This is a genomic window from Streptomyces sp. CRN 30 (assembly GCF_034105845.1).
This window is the reverse complement of the sequence record NZ_JAVRHI010000383.1, coordinates 13,642-31,959: the sequence shown is the minus strand read 5'-3', so window position 1 is coordinate 31,959 and position 18,318 is coordinate 13,642. Positions and strand designations below refer to the sequence as shown.

Sequence of the window (18,318 nt, the reverse complement as noted above, 5' to 3'; positions counted from 1 at the left end):
CGGTCGTGCCGGTGCTGTCGGTGGGTGTCGCGGGGGGCCGGTGGCCCCGTCGGTCCTGTGAGGTCATGGTTCCCTCGTCCCCTCCGGCCTGACGGAGACCGCCAGTCGACTTCCCATGGTCCCTCCATGGGAGCTGGTCCCTCCATGGCACTGCGCCGAGCGCCCGGCCGCATCTCGGGGATGCCAGGTAAGAGGACCGCGCACCTATGACGTGGGACCGTACCCACCCCGTTCCGACAGGCCCCGGAAGGACCGGGCGGCGGGCGGCCGCGTCACACGGCCACCGCCACCGCCACCGCCGCGACCGTCACGACGCCCGTTCACCCGCCGACGAGCACCACCTCCAGCGTGCGCGGCCCGTGCACCCCCTCCACCCGGTCCAGCTCGATGTCGCTGGTCGCCGACGGACCGGAGATCCACGTCAGCGGGCGCCCCGGAGCGAGGCGTCCGAGGGCCTGCGGCACGGAGGAGACGACCTGCTCGGGGACGCGTACGACACAGATGTGGTGGTCGGGTACGAGCGTGATCCGGCGACGGCCCTGGTCGGGGGAGCCGTCCAGCACGATCGTGCCGGTCTCGGCCACGGCGACCGCGCAGCCGGTCACCACGCTGTCGACGCGGTCGAGTTCGTGCGGGGTGCTCGCGGCCCGGTCCGGGACCCGCTCGGCGCCGCTCGCGGCGAGCCAGTCCGTGGCCAGACCCGGCGGGACGAGCACCGTCTCCGACCCCCGCGCGGCGAGCAGCCCGGCGATCATCGAGGGCAGCTCCCCGTCCGTGCAGCGGTGCACGAGCGCCCGGTAGTCCGCCAGGTTCTCCGCCAGCAGCTCCACCGTCCGCTCGACGCTCCGGTCACCGTGCTCGCGCAGATAGCCGCGGTCGACGGCCCGCTCGTAGGGGGCCTCGTCGCGCGGTACGTCCGCGAGAGCGCGCCGCACCCGGCCGAGGATCAGGTCCCTGCTGCTCACTTCGCGCCGTCCTTCCCACCGTTGGTGCGCTGCCACCAGTCGCGGAACGGTTCCGCCGGCACCGGCGGCAGCTCCCGGCTCGCGCTCCACGCCCGGCCCGGGCCCGGCAGCGTCCGCGGATGGAACCGGCGGGTACGGGACGCCAGGCGCTGCCCGGCGCGCAGGGCGCCGGGCCGGCCGAACGCCCAGCGCGCCGCGCGCATCGCCGCCCGCTCGGCCGCGTGCCCCTTCGCGGGCCTGAGCAGCACCTTGCCGCCCCGCTCGGTGACGACGCCACCCTGCACGACCCGCTCCCGCAGGTGCACCAGCACCTCGGGGATGTCGATCGCGACCGGGCACACCTCGTAGCACGCGCCGCACAGCGAGGAGGCGTACGGCAGGGACGCGTCGATCTCGCTGCGCGTGCCCCGCAGCTGCGGGCTGAGGATCGCGCCGATCGGTCCGGGGTAGACCGAGCCGTACGCGTGGCCGCCCGCCCGCTCGTACACCGGGCAGACGTTGAGACACGCCGAGCAGCGGATGCAGCGCAGGGCCTGGCGGCCGACCTCGTCGGCGAGGGTGTCGGTGCGGCCGTTGTCGAGCAGCACGAGGTGGAAGGCGCCCGGCCCGTCCGCGGTGTCGCCGTCGGTCGTGCCGGTCCACATCGAGGTGTACGGGTTCATGCGCTCGGCCGTCGAGGAACGGGGGAGGGTCTGCAGGAACACCTCCAGGTCCCGCCAGGTAGGCACGAGCTTCTCGATGCCGACGACCGAGATCAGCGTCTCGGGGAGGGTCAGGCACATCCGGCCGTTGCCCTCGGACTCCACGACCACCATGGTGCCGGTCTCCGCGACCATGAAGTTGGCCCCGGAGATGCCGACCTTGGCGCGCAGGAACTTCTCCCGCAGGTGCAGCCGGGCCGCCTCGGCCAGCTCGGCGGGCGTGTCGGTAAGTCCGTCCGGTGCCGGGCGGCCCCACTCGCCCATCTCCGAGCGGAAGATGTCGCGGATCTCGCCGCGGTTGCGGTGGATGGCGGGAACGAGGATGTGCGAGGGCCGGTCCTCGCCCAGCTGCACGATCAGCTCGGCGAGGTCGGTCTCGTAGGCGCGGATGCCCTCGGCCTCCAGGGCCTCGTTGAGGCCGATCTCCTGCGTGGCCATCGACTTGACCTTGACGACCTCCGTTTCGCCGGTCGCCTTCACCAGGTACGTCACGATCCGGTTGGCCTCGTCGGCGTCAGCGGCCCAGTGCACGGTCCCGCCCGCCGCCGTCACCGCCTCCTCCAACTGGACCAGGTACCGGTCCAGGTGGCGCAGGGTGTGGTCCTTGATCTGCTTGCCGGCCTCGCGCAGCGCCGCCCAGTCCGGCACCTCGGCGACCGCCTTCGCGCGCTTGGCGCGGATCGTGGTCGTGGCGTGCCGGAGGTTGCCGCGCAGGGTCTCGTCGTGCACGGCCTCACGCGCCGCCGCCGGGAAGGCCGGCATACCGACGAAGGTCCCGCTCATGCGCCCGGCTCCTCGGTGACGTGATCGCTCATGCCAGGGGCTCCTCTTCCGTGCTCGCCAGGATCTCCGCGATGTGGACCGGACGCGTGCCCGTCCGCAGCCGCGCCATCGTGCCGCCGATGTGCATCAGGCAGGAGTTGTCGGCGGCGCACAGCACCTCGGCACCGGTCGAGGCCGCGTTGCGCGCCTTGTCCGCGCCCATCGCCGCCGAGACGTCCGCGTTCTTCAGGGCGAACGTGCCGCCGAAGCCGCAGCACTCCTCCGCCCCGGGCAGCTCCAGCAGCTCCAGCCCCTGCACCGCCCGCAGCAGCCGCAGCGGACGGTCGCCGAGGCCGAGTGAACGCAGCCCGTGGCAGGTCGGGTGGTACGTCACCGTGTGCGGGTAGTACGCGCCCACGTCCGTCACCCCCAGCACGTCCACCAGGAACTCGGTCAGCTCGTACGTCTTCGGCACCACCGGCGCCAGCGTGCGGGCGAGGCCGCCCCCGTGGCCCTCGGCGCGCGCCCGCTCACCCATCCGCGGATACAGCTCGCGCACCATCGCGCCGCACGACCCGGACGGCGTCACGATCGCCTCGTACTCCCCGAACACCTCGGCGTACCGCCGGGCCAGCGGTTCCGCCTCGTGCCGGTACCCCGTGTTGTAGTGGGCCTGCCCGCAGCAGGTCTGGCCCGCGGGGAAGTCGACGTCGACGCCGAGCCTGGTCAGCAGCCGCACCACGGCGCGCCCGGTGTCCGGATAGAGCGTGTCGTTGACACAGGTCAGGAACAGGGCGACACGCATCGCGGCTCCTTCGGTCGATCATGGGCTGGTGTGCAGGGTACGACGGGGACGCGGCGCCGGGGAGGGCCTCGGACGCGGTCAGCGAGCGGTGAGCCGGGCCTGTGCCGCCCGCCAGGCCGCCGTGTCCCCCCGCGGCTCGTACCGCCGGAGCGGCTGGGTGCGGGCGAGCAGGCGGCGCATCTCCGCGCGGTCGCCGGCCAGGCCGTGGGCCCGGGCCTGGACGAGGACGTTGCCGAGCGCGGCCGCCTCCGCCGGACCCGCGACCACCGGCAGCCCACAGGCGTCGGCGGTGAGTCGGCACAGCAGCTCGTTGTGGGAGCCGCCGCCGACGATGTGGACCACGTCCACGGGGTGATCGGCGAGTTCCTGCGCCTCCGCGACCGCCCGGCGGTGGGCCAGGGCGAGCGAGTCGAGGATGCAGCGGGTGGTCTCGGCGGGCGTGCCGGGCACCGGCTGCCCCGACTCCCGGCACGCCTCGGCGATCCGCTCGGGCATCCGGCCGGGTGCCAGGAACGCCGCGTCCCCCGCGTCCACCACGCACCGCAGCGCCGGTACCCCCTCCGCCTCCCGCAGCAACTCCCCGAGGTCCGGGTCGCCCCACTCCCGTACGCACTCCTGGAGCAGCCACAGCCCCATGATGTTGCGCAGATAGCGGACCGTGCCGTCGAGCCCCAGCTCGTTGGTGAAGTTGGCCGCCCGGCTCGCCTCGGTGAGCACCGGCGCGTCCAGCTCCAGGCCCGCCAGGGACCAGGTGCCGGTGCAGATGTACGCGAAGCGCTCGCCGGTCGCGGGTGTCGCGGGCACGGCGGCCACCGCGGACGCCGTGTCGTGCGAGCCGACCGTCGTGACCGGCACCGGACCGGTCAGCCCGGTCTCCTCCAGCACCCGCGGCAGCAGCACACCCGCCGGATCACCGGGCCGCCGCAGCGGCGGGAAGAGCTCCAGGTCGATGCCGAGGCGGGCCGCCACGTCGTACGACCAGTCGCGGGTGCGCGGGTCGATGAGCTGGGTGGTGGAGGCGTTGGTCAGCTCGGTGCCCTGCTCGCCCGTGAGCCAGTACGCCAGCAGGTCGGGTACGAGCAACAGGCGCTCGGCCTGCGCGAGTTGGGCCGATGACCCGGCTGCCACCAGCTGGTACAGCGTGTTGAACGGCGCGTACTGGAGCCCGGTCGCCGCGTACAGCTCGGCGGCGGGCACGGTGGCCCACACCTTCTCCGCGACGCCCTCGGTGCGGGTGTCCCGGTAGTGCACCGGGTTGCCGAGCAGGGCGCCGTCCGCGTCCAGCAGCCCGTGGTCCACGGCCCAGCTGTCGATGCCGACCGAGTCGAGCCGACCGCCGCTGTGCGCACCGGCCGCCCGCAGCCCGTCCAGCACACCGGCGTACAGCCCCAGCACGTCCCAGCGCAGCCCCTCGGGCACGCGGACCGGCCGGTTGGGGAAGCGGTGGGCCTCGGCCAGCTCCAGGCTGTCGGGCCCGACGCGGCCGACCATGACGCGCCCACTGGACGCGCCGAGGTCGACCGCGGCGTACGATTTCACACCCTTCACTTCTGCCACACCCGTCACGCCTGTCATCGCAGGAACGCGGCGGCGACGCCCGCGTCCACCGGGACGTGCAGACCGGTGGTGTGCGTCAGGTCCCCGCCCGTCAGCGCGAACACCGCGTTCGCGACGTGCTCGGGAAGCACCTCCCGCTTGAGGATGGTGCGCTGGGCGTAGAACTCGCCGAGCTTCTCCTCCGGCACCCCGTACACGGCCGCGCGCTGCGCGCCCCAGCCGCCCGCGAAGATGCCCGAACCGCGCACCACGCCATCGGGGTTGACCCCGTTGACGCGGATGCCGTGCTCGCCCAGCTCGGCGGCGAGCAGCCGCACCTGGTGCGCCTGGTCGGCCTTGGTGGCGGAGTACGCGATGTTGTTCGGGCCGGCGAACACGGCGTTCTTGGAGGCGATGTAGACGATGTCGCCGCCGAGCCCCTGCGCGGTCATCACCCGGGCCGCCTCGCGCGACACCAGGAACGAGCCGCGCGCCATGATGTCGTGCTGGAGGTCCCAGTCCCTGACGGTCGTCTCCAGGAGCGGCTTGGAGATGGAGATGCCCGCGTTGTTGACGACGAGGTCGACCCCGCCGAAGGCGAGCACGGCCGTCCTGAACGCCGACGCGATCTGCTCCTCGTCCGTCACGTCCACGGTCACCGCGACGGCCTTGTCCGGGCCGCCGAGCTCCTCGGCGACGCCGGCGGCGCCCTCCGCGTTCAGGTCCGCGACCACGACGCACGCGCCCTCGGCCACCAGCCGGTGCGCGATCGCCCTGCCGATCCCGCTGCCCGCGCCCGTCACCAGCGCCACCCGCGTCGCGAGCGGCTTGGGCTTCGGCATCCGCTGGAGCTTGGCCTCCTCCAGAGCCCAGTACTCGATGCGGAACTTCTCCGACTCCTCGATCGGCGCGTACGTGGAGACGGCCTCCGCCCCCCGCATCACGTTGATCGCGTTGACGTAGAACTCGCCCGCCACCCGCGCGGTCTGCTTGTCCTTGCCGAAGCTGAACATGCCGACGCCGGGGATCAGCACGATCGCCGGGTCGGCGCCGCGCATGGCCGGGGAGTCCGGCTGAGCGTGGCACTTGTAGTAGGCGGCGTACTCGGTGCGGTACTCGGCGTGCAGCTCCTCCAGCCGGGCGAGCGCCTCGTCCAGGGGAGCGGTGGGCGGCAGGTCCAGGACGAGCGGCCGGACCTTCGTCCGCAGGAAGTGGTCGGGGCAGGAGGTGCCGAGGGCCGCGAGACGCGGGTGCTCGGCGCGGGCGAGGAAGTCGAGGACGACGTCCGCGTCGGTGAAGTGCCCGACCTGCGGCCTGTCCTGCGAGGCGATCGCCCGGACGTACGGCGCGAGCGCGGCGGCCCGCTCCCGGCGCCCGGCCTCGTCGAGCGGCCCGTACCCGGCGAGCAGCGGCCCGAACGGCTCGGCCTTCCCGCGCTCGGCGAGGAACTCCTCGGCGGTACGGATGATGTGCAGGGAGTTCCGCTCGCACTCCTCGGCGGTGCCGCCCCACGCCGTGATGCCGTGCCCGCCCAACACACAGCCGATGGCCTGCGGATTCGCCTCCTTGACGGCCGCGATGTCCAGTCCCAGCTGGAAGCCCGGACGACGCCACGGCACCCACACCACGCTGTCCCCGAAGCACTCGGCGGTCAGCTTCTCCCCGTCGGCGGCACAGGCCAGCGCGATGCCGGAGTCGGGGTGCAGGTGGTCCACGTGCGGGGCGTCCACCAGCCCGTGCATCGCGGTGTCGATGGAGGGGGCCGCGCCACCCTTGCCGTGCAGGCAGTAGTCGAACGCGGCGACCATCTCGTCCTCGCGCTCCACACCCGGGTACACCTCGGTGAGCGCCCGCAGCCGGTCGAGCCGCAGCACGGCGAGCCCGGCCTCGGTGAGCGTACCGAGGTCACCGCCCGACCCCTTCACCCACATCAGCTCGACATCACCCCCGGTCACGGGATCGGTCCCGGAGCCCTTCGCGGACGCGTTGCCACCGGCGTAGTTGGTGTTACGGGGGTCGGCGCCGAGCCGGTGGGAGCGGGAGAGCAGGGCGGCGGCTTCGGGGTGGGGTGCCATGAGCGTTCAGTCCTTCGTGACGAGAGGGTGAAGAGACGAGAGGGTGAGGAGAGGGCGCGTCCCTCAGGGGCGCGGGGAACTGCGCGACCAGCCACGTCCGGCCCGCAGTCGCCAAAAAACAGAACCCGGCAGACGCTCAGGCGCCCCACCCCGCCTGCTGCCCCCCGACCCGCTCGGCAATGATTTTCTCGGCCCATCCGGAACGGGCATACGCCGCCATCGGATCGGGGTCCAACCCCAACTCCTCACGAACCTCGCGGAGCAGAGGCCGCACATCGGTGTTGTACGCGTCCATCAACACCGCATTCGCCCCGAGCACGTCCCCGGCCCCCTGAGCCGCGCGCAGCGCGCTCCCGTCCACCAGCAGCGCCTTCGCCGTGGCCTCCTGCACGTTCATCACCGAGCGGATGATCGCCGGGATCTTCGCCTCCAGGTTGTGGCACTGGTCGAGCATGAACGCGACCTCGGACGTGAACCCGCCGCCGCGCACCACCTCGTACATGATGCGGAACAGCTGGAAGGGGTCGGCGGCGCCCACCATCAGGTCGTCGTCCGCGTAGAAGCGGGAGTTGAAGTCGAACCCGCCGAGCTTCCCCTCGCGCAGCAGCGTGGCCACGATGAACTCGATGTTGGTGCCGGGTGCGTGGTGCCCGGTGTCGACCACGACCTGCGCCTTGGGCCCGAGCTTGAGGCAGTGGGCGTACGCGGTGCCCCAGTCCGGGACGTCCGTCGTGTAGAAGGCGGGCTCGAAGAACTTGTACTCCAGCAGGATCCGCTGGTCGTCGCCGAGCCGCGCGTACACCTCGGCGAGGGCCTGGGCGAGGCGGTCCTGCCGCTCGCGGACGTCGTCCTGGCCCGGGTAGTTGGTCCCGTCGGCGAACCACAGCTTCAGGTCCTTCGACCCGGTCGCGTCCATGATGTCGACGCACTCCAGCAGATGGGCGACGGCCTTGCGGCGGACGGCCGGGTCCGGGTGGCAGACGCTGCCCAGTCTGTAGTCGTCGTCCTGGAAGGTGTTGGAGTTGATCGCGCCCAGTCGCAGACCGTGCTCCTGGGCGAACTCGGCGAGCGCGGCGTAGTCGTCGACCTCGTCCCACGGGATGTGCAGGGCGACGGTCGGCGCGGCACCCGTGAACTCGTGCACCTTGGCGGCGTCCTCCAGTTTCTCCTGGGGGGTGCGGGGGACACCTTGTTGCGCGAAGACCTTGAAGCGGGTTCCCGAGTTCCCGTACGCCCACGACGGCGTCTCGACGGCCTGGGTCTTGAGCGCGGCCTTCACCGCGGCGAGCTCGCTCACTTCAGGGCTCCTGTTGCGTGGGGTTCTGGCACGAGTGGACCAACCAGTTCTGAAACGATTCAGGAGCTGAAGCTAGGAGCCGTCCGAAGGGCTGTCAACCCCTCCCGCAGTGACCACCTTTCGAGACCTTCACGTGACCTCTCATCTCCGGGAAGCGCTCGAAAACTTTTCGATACCGACCCATTGACGCGGCAGGCGGCGCGAGCCTAACGTCCCGGCCATCCCAGTTGAAACCTTTCACGACGTGGTGAGGGCCGCCCTCCGGGGCCGACCGACGGCGTCGTCGAGGAGCCCTCATGACCCACCCGTCCGACACGGGTCCGGCCCCGGTGCTGGCGCTCAGGGACGTCTCCAAGTCCTTCGGCGCGGTCCGTGCCCTGCGGGACGTCTCCCTGGAACTGTTCCCCGCTGAGGTGCACGCCCTCGCGGGAGAGAACGGCGCGGGCAAGTCGACCCTCATCAAGACCCTCGCGGGCGTGCACCGTCCGGACGCCGGACAGGTGCTGCTCGACGGTGAGCCCACCGTCTTCCACGGCCCGGCCGACGCCCGCGACGCCGGCATCGCCGTGATCTATCAGGAGCCCACGCTCTTCCCCGACCTGTCGATCGCCGAGAACATCTACATGGGCCGACAGCCGAAGCGGGCCCTGGGCCGCATCGACCACAAGGCCACGCACGCCGCCACCCTGGAGCTGATGCGGCGGCTCGGCGTCGAACTCGACCCCGACCGTCCGGCACGCGGCCTGTCCATCGCGGACCAGCAGATCGTCGAGATCGCCAAGGCGCTCTCCCTCGACGCCCGCGTCCTCATCATGGACGAGCCGACCGCCGCCCTCACCGGAGCCGAGGTGGCCCGCCTCTTCGGTGTCGTGCGCACCCTGCGCGACCAGGGCGCCGCCGTCCTCTTCATCTCCCACCGGCTGGAGGAGATCTTCGAGATCTGCCGGCGGGTGACGACCCTGCGCGACGGCGCGTGGATCTCCAGCGAGCCGCTGGACGGCATGACCGAGGACGACCTCGTGCGCCGCATGGTCGGCCGCGATCTGGACGAGCTGTACCCGAAGCAGGAGGTGGAGGCGGGCGAGGTGGCGCTGAGCGTGCGCCGGCTGACCCGCGAGGGCGTCTTCACCGACGTCTCCTTCGAGGTGCGGCGCGGGGAGATCGTCGGCCTCGCCGGGCTGGTCGGCGCGGGGCGCACCGAGGTCGCCCGGGCCGTCTTCGGCATCGACAGCTGGGACGCGGGCGAGGTCGAGGTGGACGGGAAGGCCCTGACCAACGGCGCCCCCTCCACCGCCATGGCCGCGGGGCTCGCCCTCGTCCCCGAGGACCGCCGCGCCCAGGGCCTGGTGATGGACATGTCCATCGAGCGCAACATCGGCCTCACCGGACTCCGTACGACCGTGAGGGCGGGCCTGATGGACCGCGGCGCCGAACGCAGCCGCTCCCTCGACTGGGCCGTCAAGCTCCAGGTGAAGTACGCGCGCATCGCCGACACCGTGTCCACGCTGTCCGGCGGCAACCAGCAGAAGGTCGTCCTCGCCAAGTGGCTCGCCACCGGCCCGAAGGTGCTGATCGTCGACGAACCCACCCGGGGCATCGACGTCGGTACCAAGGCCGAGGTCCACCGGCTGCTGTCGCAGCTGGCCGCCGACGGGGTGGCCGTCCTGATGATTTCCTCCGACCTGCCCGAGATCCTCGGCATGGCCGACCGGGTGCTGGTGATGCACGAGGGCCGGCTCACCGCGGAGATCTCCCGCTCCGACGCGACCGAGGAGACGGTGATGGCCGCAGCCACCGGGAGGGCCGCCGCATGACGGTGACCGCCCCGAACCCGGCCCCCGTCTCCGAGGCCCCGAAGTCGAGCGGTACGCGCCTCGTCGACCGCGTCTTCAAGATGCGCGAACTCGCCATCCTGGTCGTCTTCCTGGTGATGATCGTCGTCACCCAGCTGGGCAACAGCGAGTTCCTCTCCGAGCAGGGCGTCAAGGACCTGCTGCTCAACGCGACGATCCTGGTCCTCGTCGCCACCGGCCAGTCCCTGGTCGTCCTCACCCGCAACGTCGACCTGTCGGTCGGCTCCACGCTCGGCATCAGCGCCTTCGCAGCCGGCACCTACCTCCAGGGCGGCGGCAACCCCGTCGTCGCCCTCCTGCTGGCGGTGCTGACGGGCGTCGCCTTCGGGCTCCTCAACGGAAGCCTGGTCAGCCTCGGCCAGGTGCCCGCGCTCGTCGTCACCCTCGGCACGCTGTACATCATCCGCGGCATCGACTCCATCTGGGTCGGCTCCCGGCAGATCACCGCGGCCGACCTGCCCGGCTCCTTCGTGGACTTCGGCTCCGGCGGCATCTCCGCGGTGCCCTACCTCGCGCTGATCGCGCTGGCCGTGCTGGTGGCCACCGCGTACTACCTCAAGCACTTCGGCAGCGGCCGCGAGCTGTACGCGCTCGGCTCCAACCCGGAGGCCGCCCGCCTCGCCGGCATCCCGGTCCGGCGGCGCATCCTCGCCGCGTACACCTTCTGCGGCGCCCTCGCCGGACTCGCCGGCGCGCTCTACCTGGCCCGCTTCGGCAACGTCGACTCCGCCACCGGCACGGGTTACGAACTCACCGTCGTCAGCGCGGTCGTGGTCGGCGGTGTGGTCTTCACCGGCGGCTCCGGCAGCGTCTACGGCGCGGCCCTCGGCGCGCTGCTGCTGACCTCCGTCAACAGCGTGCTGCCCGCCCTCGGCGTCAGTTCGGTCTGGGTGCTCGCCATCAACGGTTTCCTGCTCATCCTCGCCATCGCGGTCGACCGGATCGTCGCCCTGCGGGTGGCCGACGCACTGAAGAAGAGGAGCGCCCGCCGTGGCTGACACCTCCCTCGCGCGGGCGGTCCGCCGGTCCACCTCGATGAGGTGGGACACAGCCGTCGGGGCCCTGCTGATCGTCGTCCTGCTGCTGTCCTTCTCCTTCGTCGACGGCTTCGGCAACGCCCTCAACCTGTCGTTCCTGATCGGCAACACCCTGCCGATCGCGCTGATCGCCCTGCCGATGACCATGCTGGTGGTCTCCGGGGAGATCGACCTCTCGGTCGCCTCCACGGCCGGCCTGTCCGGCGCGGTGATGGGCGCCCTGTGGAACCAGGGCATGACCATCGAGACGATCATTCCGGTCTGCCTGCTGCTCGGAGTGGGCTGCGGCCTCGTCAACGGCCTGCTGGTGACCCGGCTCGGGCTGCCCTCCCTCGCCGTCACCATCGGCACCATGGCCGCCTACCGGGGCATCGCGCAGATCGTGCTCGGCTCCGACGCGGTGACCGACTTCCCGGCCCAGTACCTGGACTTCGCGGCCGGCCGCATAGGCGACACCTTCATCCCGTACGCCTTCCTGCCCTTCCTCGTCCTGCTCGCGATCGCCGTCGTCGCGCTGCACGCCACCCCGTTCGGGCGGAAGCTGTTCGCGATCGGCGCGAGCGAGGAGGCCGCGCGGTTCGCGGGCGTGCGCGTCAAGCGGCAGAAGCTGATCCTGTTCGTGCTCACCGGGCTGATGGCCTCCCTCACCGGCGTCTTCTGGGCCCTGCACTACGCCAGCGCCCGCTACGACAACGCCACCGGCCTCGAACTCTCCGTCGTCGCGGCCGTCCTGCTCGGCGGCATCGACTTCGACGGCGGCAGGGGCACCCTCGGCGGCGCCATCGCCGGTGTCTTCCTGCTGGGCTCGCTGCAGAACGTGATGAGCCTGCTCAACGTCTCCGCACAGTCGCAGATCGTCGTCACCGGCGTCCTGCTCGTCGTCTCCGTGCTCGGCCCCCGGGTCGGACGCCAGCTCTCCGTCGCGCGCGCCGGGCGCAGGGCCGCCTCCGCGGGACCGCCGGCGCCCGTGCCCAAGGAACCCACACCTGCCTCGTGATCACCCGCCGCCCGCACCCCCGTCTCGTCTCCTCGAAGGAATCCCGCCATGCGCAAGTCGTCGATCCGCCGTGCCTGTGCGGCCCTGGCCGCCGTCACCTCCCTCACCCTCGCCGCCACCGCCTGCGGCGGCACCACCAAGAGCGACGTCGGACACGAGGGCGGCTCGGCCGCCGCGGCCGGCGAGGCCGACCCGAACGCGGAGCTCAGGAAGGGCCTGACCATCGGCTTCCTGCCCAAGCAGGTCAACAACCCCTACTTCACCGTCGCCGACAAGGGCGGCGAGGCGGCCGTCGAGGAACTGGGCTCCACCTACAAGGAGGTCGGCCCCTCCAGCGCCACCGACACCGCAGGCCAGGTCTCCTACGTCAACACGCTCACCCAGCAGCAGGTCGACGCGATGGCCGTGTCCGCGCAGGACCCGGGCGCCCTGTGCACCGCGCTCAAGCAGGCCATGAAGAACGACATCAAGGTCGTCACCTACGACTCCGACACCAAGCCCGACTGCCGCAACGCCTTCATCTCGCAGGCCTCCGCCGAGGACCTCGGCCGCACCGAGGTGCAGCTCCTCGCCGAACAGATCGACTACGAGGGCGAGATCGCGATCCTGTCGGCCGCGCAGACCGCGACCAACCAGAACGCCTGGATCGAGTTCATGAAGGAGGAGCTGGAGGACCCCGAGTACAAGGACGTGAAGCTGGTCGAGGTCGCGTACGGCAACGACGACGCCCAGCAGTCCTTCCAGCAGACCCAGGGCCTCCTCCAGGAGTACCCGGACCTCAAGGGGATCATCTCCCCGACCACCGTCGGCATCAAGGCGGCCGCGCAGTACCTGTCCGGCTCCAAGTACAAGGGCAAGGTCAAGCTGACCGGCCTCGGCACCCCCAACGACATGCGCAAGTACGTCAAGAACGGCACCGTCGAGGCGTTCGAACTGTGGGACCCGGCGAAGCTCGGCGAGCTGGCCGCGCGCACCGCCGTCGCGCTGTCCTCCGGGCAGATCACCGGCAAGGAGGGCGAGACCTTCACGGCCGGCGACATGGGCGAGTACACGATCGGCAAGGACGGCGTCATCGACCTGGGCAAGCCGACCGTGTTCAACGCCGACAACATCGACGAGTACGACTTCTGAGAGGTCCCGCAATGCAGCGTGTGTGCTTCCTGCTGAAGGTCCGCGCGGACCGGATCGACGAGTACCGCGAACGGCACGACCCCGTGTGGGCCGAGATGCGTGAGGCGCTCTCGGCCGCCGGCTGGCACAACTACTCGCTCTTCCTGCGCGAGGACGGCCTGCTGGTGGGCTACCTGGAGACGGAGGACTTCGCGGCGGCGCGGGCCGCCATGGAGGCCACCTACGTCAACGCCCGCTGGCAGGCGGAGATGGCGCCGTTCTTCGAGTCGCTGGACGGCGCCCGCCCCGACGAGGCCATGAGACCGCTCACCGAGGTGTTCCACCTCGACTGAACCACCGGAAAGAGCCCTTCCCCCCCGTACGCCCAGGAGCCCCCCATGAAGAGACGCACCCTGCTGGCGACCGCCCTCCTGTCCACCGTGGCCGCCCCGGGCCCCGCCGCCGCCACCGCCCGCGCGGCGGCGGCCCCGGGCCCGTCGGTCACCCGCACCGGCCGCACCACGCTCGACACCCGGGCCGTCTACTTCGTCTCGTACGACGGCCTGGTCAACAACAACAGCTTCCAGAAGAACGGCCTGCTCACCCACAAGGGCCACCAGTACGCCGCCTGGTACACCGCCGACCGCAACGCCGTCATCGGCCGCCGAGCGCTCGGCGCGAGCACCTGGTCCACCGTCCGGGTCGGGCACACCCTGCGCTACGACGACTCCCACAACGTCATCTCCATGGGCGTCTCCCGCGTCGACGGCCGCCTGCACCTGAACATGGACTCCCACAGCGACGGCTTCACCTACGTCAAGTCCGTCGCCGGCCTGCTGGACGACCCCACCGGGCTGAGCTGGACCACGAGCCGCTTCGGCGCGCCGCAGTCCACCCTCGACGGCCTCGCGCTCACCTCGCAGTTCACCTACCCGCAGTTTGTCGCCACGCCCGAGGGCCGGCTCCAGCTGAGCTACCGGGCCGGCGTCTCCGGCAACGGCCGCAACGCCCTCGCCGAGTACGACGGCACCTCCTGGCGGGCGCTGGGCGAGTGGACCAGCTCGACGGGCACGTACAGCAGCGAGCACGGCTCCAGCACCGTCCGCAACATGTACCTGCACGGCATCGACTACGACCGGAACGGGCGGCTGCACTCCTTCTTCACCTGGCGCGAGCAGAACAACGCGGTGATGTGCAGCGGCGGCGGCATCACCAACCACGACACCGGCTACGTGTACTCGGACGACCGCGGCCGCACCTGGCGCAACGGCGCGGGCACGGTCGTCGGCACCACCGGCGGCACCGTCCGGGTCGCCGTGACCGACCCCGGGCTCGTCGTCGACCCCCTCAACGCCGACCACTCCCTGATGAACCAGGAGAGCCAGTCCACCGACTCGGCCGGCCGGCCGCACGCGCTCATCAGTTACGTGCCCGGCCGCTTCGGCCAGTGCACCACGGACTACGTCGCCGACCGCACCCGCAACGGCCGCGCGTTCCACGTCCGCCGGACCGCCTCCGGTGCCTGGCAGAAGACCGAGATACCGGTCCCGCTCCACTCCAGCCAGCGCACCAGGCTGGTCCTGGACCGGTACGACAACGCCTACGCCGTCCTGCCCTTCGGCCGCGTCGCCGGGGCGTCCAGCGCCTCCGGGCACACCGACTGGCGGCTGCTGTACGACGGTGCGGGCCTGAACGCCTTCGGTGAGGTCGTCGTCGACGAGACCCGGATCGCACAGGACAACGTCCTGTCGTTCCTCTACCAGGAGAGGTCCAGCGGCACCACGCCTTCGGCGCTGCACGTCCTGGACTTCGCCCTGCCCGCGTGAAGGGGTGAGGTCCTGACGGTAATGTGAAGGCGCACCCGCCGCTCCTCAACCCCCTCGGAGGTTCCTTCCCGATGGCCCAGTCGGTGGGTATCAAGGACGTCGCCCGTGCCGCCGGAGTCTCCGTCGGCACGGTCTCCAACGTCATCAACCGCCCGGACACGGTGGCGTCCGAGACCCGCGCGCGCGTGCTGTCGGCGATCGACCGGCTCGGTTACGTCCGCAGCGAGTCCGCCCGCCAGCTGCGGGCCGGCCGCAGCCGCATCATGGGCCTGCTCGTCCTCGACATGGGCAACCCCTTCTTCGTGGACGTCGCGCGCGGTGCCGAACGCGCCGCGCGCGAGGCCGGGCTCGGCGTGATGGTCTGCAACAGCGCGCAGAGCCCCGGCGAGGAGGCCGAGTACCTCTCCCTCTTCGTCGAGCAGCGCGTCCGGGGCGTCCTGCTCACGCCCGCCGACGCCACCGGCCGCAACATCGAGGCGTTCCGCCGCCACGGCATCCCCTTCGTCCTGGTGGACCGGGTCGCCGAGGGCACCACCGAGTGCTCGGTCTCCGTGGACGACGTGGCGGGCGGCGCGCTCGCCGTACGGCACCTCATCGACGCGGGGCACCGGTCCCTCGCGTACGTCAGCGGGCCGTCCGGTCTCAACCAGGTCCGCGACCGCCGCACCGGCGCCCTGAACGCGCTCGCCGAGGCCGGTCTCGGCCCCGAGGCCCTGCGCGAGCTGCCCACCGAGCGGCTCGACGTCGCCGCGGGCCGCGACGCCGGCGCCCGGCTGCTCGGCCTCGCCGACCGCCCCACCGCCGTGTTCTGCGCCAACGACCTGCTCGCGCTCGGCGTGCTCCAGGCCATGTTCGCGGCCGGCGTGGACGTGCCGGACGACCTCGCGATCGTCGGCTACGACGACATCGAGTTCGCCGCCGCCGCGGCCGTGCCCCTCACCTCCGTACGGCAGCCCGCCGTCACCCTGGGCGCCCTCGCCGCTCAGATGCTGCTGGAGGAGACCGGCACCCCCACGCCGGCCAAGGCGCACCGGCACCGGCGGGTCGTCCTCCAGCCGGAGCTGGTCGTACGGCGCTCCAGCCTGGCGGCGCGCTGAGCCCCTGGCACGGGCACGACCCGGCGGCCGTACGGAGATCCGCCGATCCCGGGCTCCGCCCGGCGAAGAACGTGTGGTCAACTGGGGCACGGCCCGCAAACCGTACTCCCAGGAGCTCCGTTGACCGCCAGTTACCGCCAGCCCGGCGTCGTCCTCACCGACCGCCGGTTCACCGTGCCCCTCGACCACGACGACCCGGCCGGGGAGAAGATCGAGCTCTACGCGCGCGAGGTCGTCGCGAGCGGCCGGGCGGACCAGGACCTGCCGTGGCTGGTCTACCTCCAGGGCGGCCCCGGCTTCGGCGCCAACCGGTTCATCGGCAAGCCGGCCTGGCTCGGCCGCGCCCTCCAGGACTTCCGCGTCCTCCTGCTCGACCAGCGCGGCACCGGCGCCTCGACGCCCGCCAACCGCCAGACCCTCCCGCTGCGCGGCGGGCCCGCCGAACAGGCCGAGTACCTCACGCACTTCCGCGCCGACTCCATCGTCCGCGACTGCGAGGCGATCCGCCCCCAGGTCACCGGCGGCGCCCCGTGGACCGCCCTCGGCCAGAGCTTCGGCGGCTTCTGCACGGTCAGCTACCTCTCCCTGGCGCCCGAGGGGCTGAGCGCCGCCCTCATCACCGGCGGCCTGCCCTCCCTGGACGCCCACGCCGACGACGTCTACCGCGCCGCCTACCCGCGCATCGCGCGCAAGGTAGCCGCCCACTACGCCCGCTACCCGCAGGACGTGGAGCGGGCCCGGCGGATCGCCGAGCACCTGCTGGCCCACGAGGTCGTCCTGCCGAACGGCTACCGGCTGACCGTGGAGGCGTTCCAGTCCCTCGGCAACGTGCTCGGCGGCAGCGAGGGGAGCCACCGGCTGCACTACCTGCTGGAGGACGCCTTCGTGCCCACCCCGCAGGGGCCCGCCCTGTCCGACGCCTTCCAGGAGGAGGTCCAGGGCATGCTGTCGTTCGCGGGCCACCCGCTGTGGGCGCTGGTCCACGAGTCCATCTACGGCCAGGACGAGCGGCCCACGAACTGGTCCGCTCAGCGGATCCGCGCCGAGTTCCCGCAGTTCGACGCCGCCGAGGCGCTCGCCGAGGGCCGGCCGCTGCCGCTCACCGGGGAGACCATGTTCCCCTGGCAGTTCGAGACCGACCCGGCGCTGCGCCCCCTGCGCGAGACCGCCGAGGCGCTGGCCGCGCGCACCGGCTGGACACCGCTGTACGACCGGGCGCGGCTCGCCGCCAACGAGGTGCCGGTCGCGGCGGCCGTCTACCACGACGACATGTACGTCGACACGGCGCACTCCCTCCGGACCGCTCGCGCGATCCGGGGCCTGCGCACGTGGGTGACGGACGAGTTCGAGCACGACGGGGTACGGGCCGGCGGGCCGCGCGTCCTGGACCGGCTGCTGGCGATGGTGCGGGACGAGGTCTGACGGCCGAGGCCCGACGGCGGAGGGGCCCGCTGTCGGCGGTGCGGGCTAGGGTGCCCGGCATGACCGTTGCGAGCAACGACCAGCTGGCACCCCTGCCCGAGGACTGGCGGCGCGCCCTCGCCGTCGTGGCCCACCCGGACGACCTCGAATACGGCTGCTCGGCGGCGATCGCCGCCTGGACCGACGCGGGCCGCGAGGTCGCCTACGTCCTCGCGACGCGCGGCGAGGCCGGCATCGACACGCTGGACCCCGCCACGTGCGGCCCGCTGCGCGAGCGGGAACAGCGGGCGAGCGCCGCCGTGGTGGGCGTGCGCGAGGTGGAGTTCCTCGACCACCGCGACGGTGTGGTCGAGTACGGCACCGCGCTGCGCCGGGACATCGCGGCCGCGATCCGCCGGCACCGCCCCGAACTGGTCGTCACGATCAACCACCGCGACACCTGGGGCGGCGCCGCCTGGAACACCCCGGACCACGTGGCCGTCGGACGCGCGGTGCTGGACGCGGCCGCCGACGCCGGCAACCGGTGGATCTTCCCGGAGCTCACCGAACGAGGCCCGGAGCCCTGGAACGGGGTGCGCTGGGTGGCGGTCGCCGGTTCCCCGACGCCCACGCACGCCGTGGACGCGACGGCGGGACTCGACCGGGCCGTGGCCTCCCTGCTGGAACACCGCACGTACATCGAGGCGCTGACGGACGAGGACGAGGACCCGGAGACGTACGTCCGTGAGTTCCTCACCGGCTACGCCCGCACCGTGGGGGAGCGCTTCGGCGGGAGGCCGGCCGTGGCGTTCGAGCTGTTCGGACGCTGAGCCGGCGGCCCGGGGGAGACCCGGGC

At 72.2% G+C, this 18,318-nt stretch carries 15 protein-coding genes; 9 read left to right on the top strand and 6 right to left on the bottom strand.

Going from position 1 to position 18,318, the window contains the following annotated elements:
- Nucleotides 1-320 precede the first annotated feature (320 nt).
- The 6 genes from UW392_RS41520 to rhaI all read right to left on the bottom strand — a co-directional run bounded on the left by UW392_RS41520 (nucleotide 321) and on the right by rhaI (nucleotide 8,141).
- Complete coding sequence (locus UW392_RS41520) at nucleotides 321-965, bottom strand: LutC/YkgG family protein (RefSeq protein ID WP_320780463.1); 645 nt, start codon at nucleotides 963-965, stop codon at nucleotides 321-323.
- A complete protein-coding gene (locus UW392_RS41515; protein WP_320780462.1) occupies nucleotides 962-2,449 on the bottom strand; it encodes a LutB/LldF family L-lactate oxidation iron-sulfur protein in 1,488 nt (495 codons plus the stop codon). The genes UW392_RS41520 and UW392_RS41515 overlap by 4 nt, the downstream gene beginning before the upstream one ends.
- Nucleotides 2,450-2,477: 28 nt before the next feature.
- Nucleotides 2,478-3,233, bottom strand: coding sequence for a (Fe-S)-binding protein (locus UW392_RS41510; RefSeq protein ID WP_320780461.1), 756 nt, complete (start codon nucleotides 3,231-3,233; stop codon nucleotides 2,478-2,480).
- A gap of 78 nt (nucleotides 3,234-3,311) precedes the next feature.
- Nucleotides 3,312-4,772, bottom strand: coding sequence for a rhamnulokinase family protein (locus UW392_RS41505; protein WP_320780460.1), 1,461 nt, complete (start codon nucleotides 4,770-4,772; stop codon nucleotides 3,312-3,314).
- 32 nt (nucleotides 4,773-4,804) lie between these two features.
- The gene (locus UW392_RS41500) at nucleotides 4,805-6,844 is read right to left on the bottom strand and encodes a bifunctional aldolase/short-chain dehydrogenase (protein WP_320780459.1); all 2,040 of its coding nucleotides are present in this window, start codon (nucleotides 6,842-6,844) and stop codon (nucleotides 4,805-4,807) included.
- A gap of 136 nt (nucleotides 6,845-6,980) precedes the next feature.
- On the bottom strand, nucleotides 6,981-8,141 hold the full coding sequence (gene rhaI, locus UW392_RS41495; protein ID WP_320780458.1) for an L-rhamnose isomerase: 1,161 nt from the start codon (nucleotides 8,139-8,141) through the stop codon (nucleotides 6,981-6,983).
- Between the two features lie 296 nt (nucleotides 8,142-8,437).
- On the opposite strand from rhaI, the gene UW392_RS41490 reads away from it, so the two are divergent.
- From UW392_RS41490 to UW392_RS41450, 9 genes are all read left to right on the top strand, one after another.
- Nucleotides 8,438-9,955 (top strand): sugar ABC transporter ATP-binding protein, encoded by a 1,518-nt coding sequence (locus UW392_RS41490; protein ID WP_320780457.1) that lies wholly within the window; start codon nucleotides 8,438-8,440, stop codon nucleotides 9,953-9,955.
- Nucleotides 9,952-10,992 carry an ABC transporter permease gene (locus UW392_RS41485; protein ID WP_320780456.1) on the top strand — a complete coding sequence of 347 codons (1,041 nt, stop codon included), beginning with the start codon at nucleotides 9,952-9,954 and terminating at the stop codon, nucleotides 10,990-10,992. The genes UW392_RS41490 and UW392_RS41485 overlap by 4 nt, the downstream gene beginning before the upstream one ends.
- Nucleotides 10,985-12,028 (top strand): ABC transporter permease, encoded by a 1,044-nt coding sequence (locus UW392_RS41480; RefSeq protein WP_320780455.1) that lies wholly within the window; start codon nucleotides 10,985-10,987, stop codon nucleotides 12,026-12,028. Before UW392_RS41485 ends, UW392_RS41480 begins: the two co-directional genes overlap by 8 nt.
- Before the next feature lie 48 nt (nucleotides 12,029-12,076).
- Nucleotides 12,077-13,159 (top strand): rhamnose ABC transporter substrate-binding protein, encoded by a 1,083-nt coding sequence (gene rhaS, locus UW392_RS41475; RefSeq protein ID WP_320780454.1) that lies wholly within the window; start codon nucleotides 12,077-12,079, stop codon nucleotides 13,157-13,159.
- Between the two features lie 11 nt (nucleotides 13,160-13,170).
- A complete protein-coding gene (locus UW392_RS41470) occupies nucleotides 13,171-13,491 on the top strand; it encodes an L-rhamnose mutarotase (protein ID WP_320780453.1) in 321 nt (106 codons plus the stop codon).
- 45 nt (nucleotides 13,492-13,536) lie between these two features.
- Nucleotides 13,537-14,964 carry a BNR repeat-containing protein gene (locus UW392_RS41465; RefSeq protein ID WP_320780452.1) on the top strand — a complete coding sequence of 476 codons (1,428 nt, stop codon included), beginning with the start codon at nucleotides 13,537-13,539 and terminating at the stop codon, nucleotides 14,962-14,964.
- Nucleotides 14,965-15,035: 71 nt separating this feature from the next.
- Nucleotides 15,036-16,061 (top strand): LacI family DNA-binding transcriptional regulator, encoded by a 1,026-nt coding sequence (locus tag UW392_RS41460; RefSeq protein ID WP_320780451.1) that lies wholly within the window; start codon nucleotides 15,036-15,038, stop codon nucleotides 16,059-16,061.
- Nucleotides 16,062-16,181: 120 nt separating this feature from the next.
- Complete coding sequence (locus tag UW392_RS41455; protein ID WP_320780450.1) at nucleotides 16,182-17,483, top strand: alpha/beta fold hydrolase; 1,302 nt, start codon at nucleotides 16,182-16,184, stop codon at nucleotides 17,481-17,483.
- A 59-nt stretch (nucleotides 17,484-17,542) separates the two neighbouring features.
- Nucleotides 17,543-18,292, top strand: a complete 750-nt coding sequence (locus UW392_RS41450) for a PIG-L deacetylase family protein (protein ID WP_320780449.1) — start codon at nucleotides 17,543-17,545, stop codon at nucleotides 18,290-18,292.
- The last annotated feature ends 26 nt before the right edge of the window (nucleotides 18,293-18,318 follow it).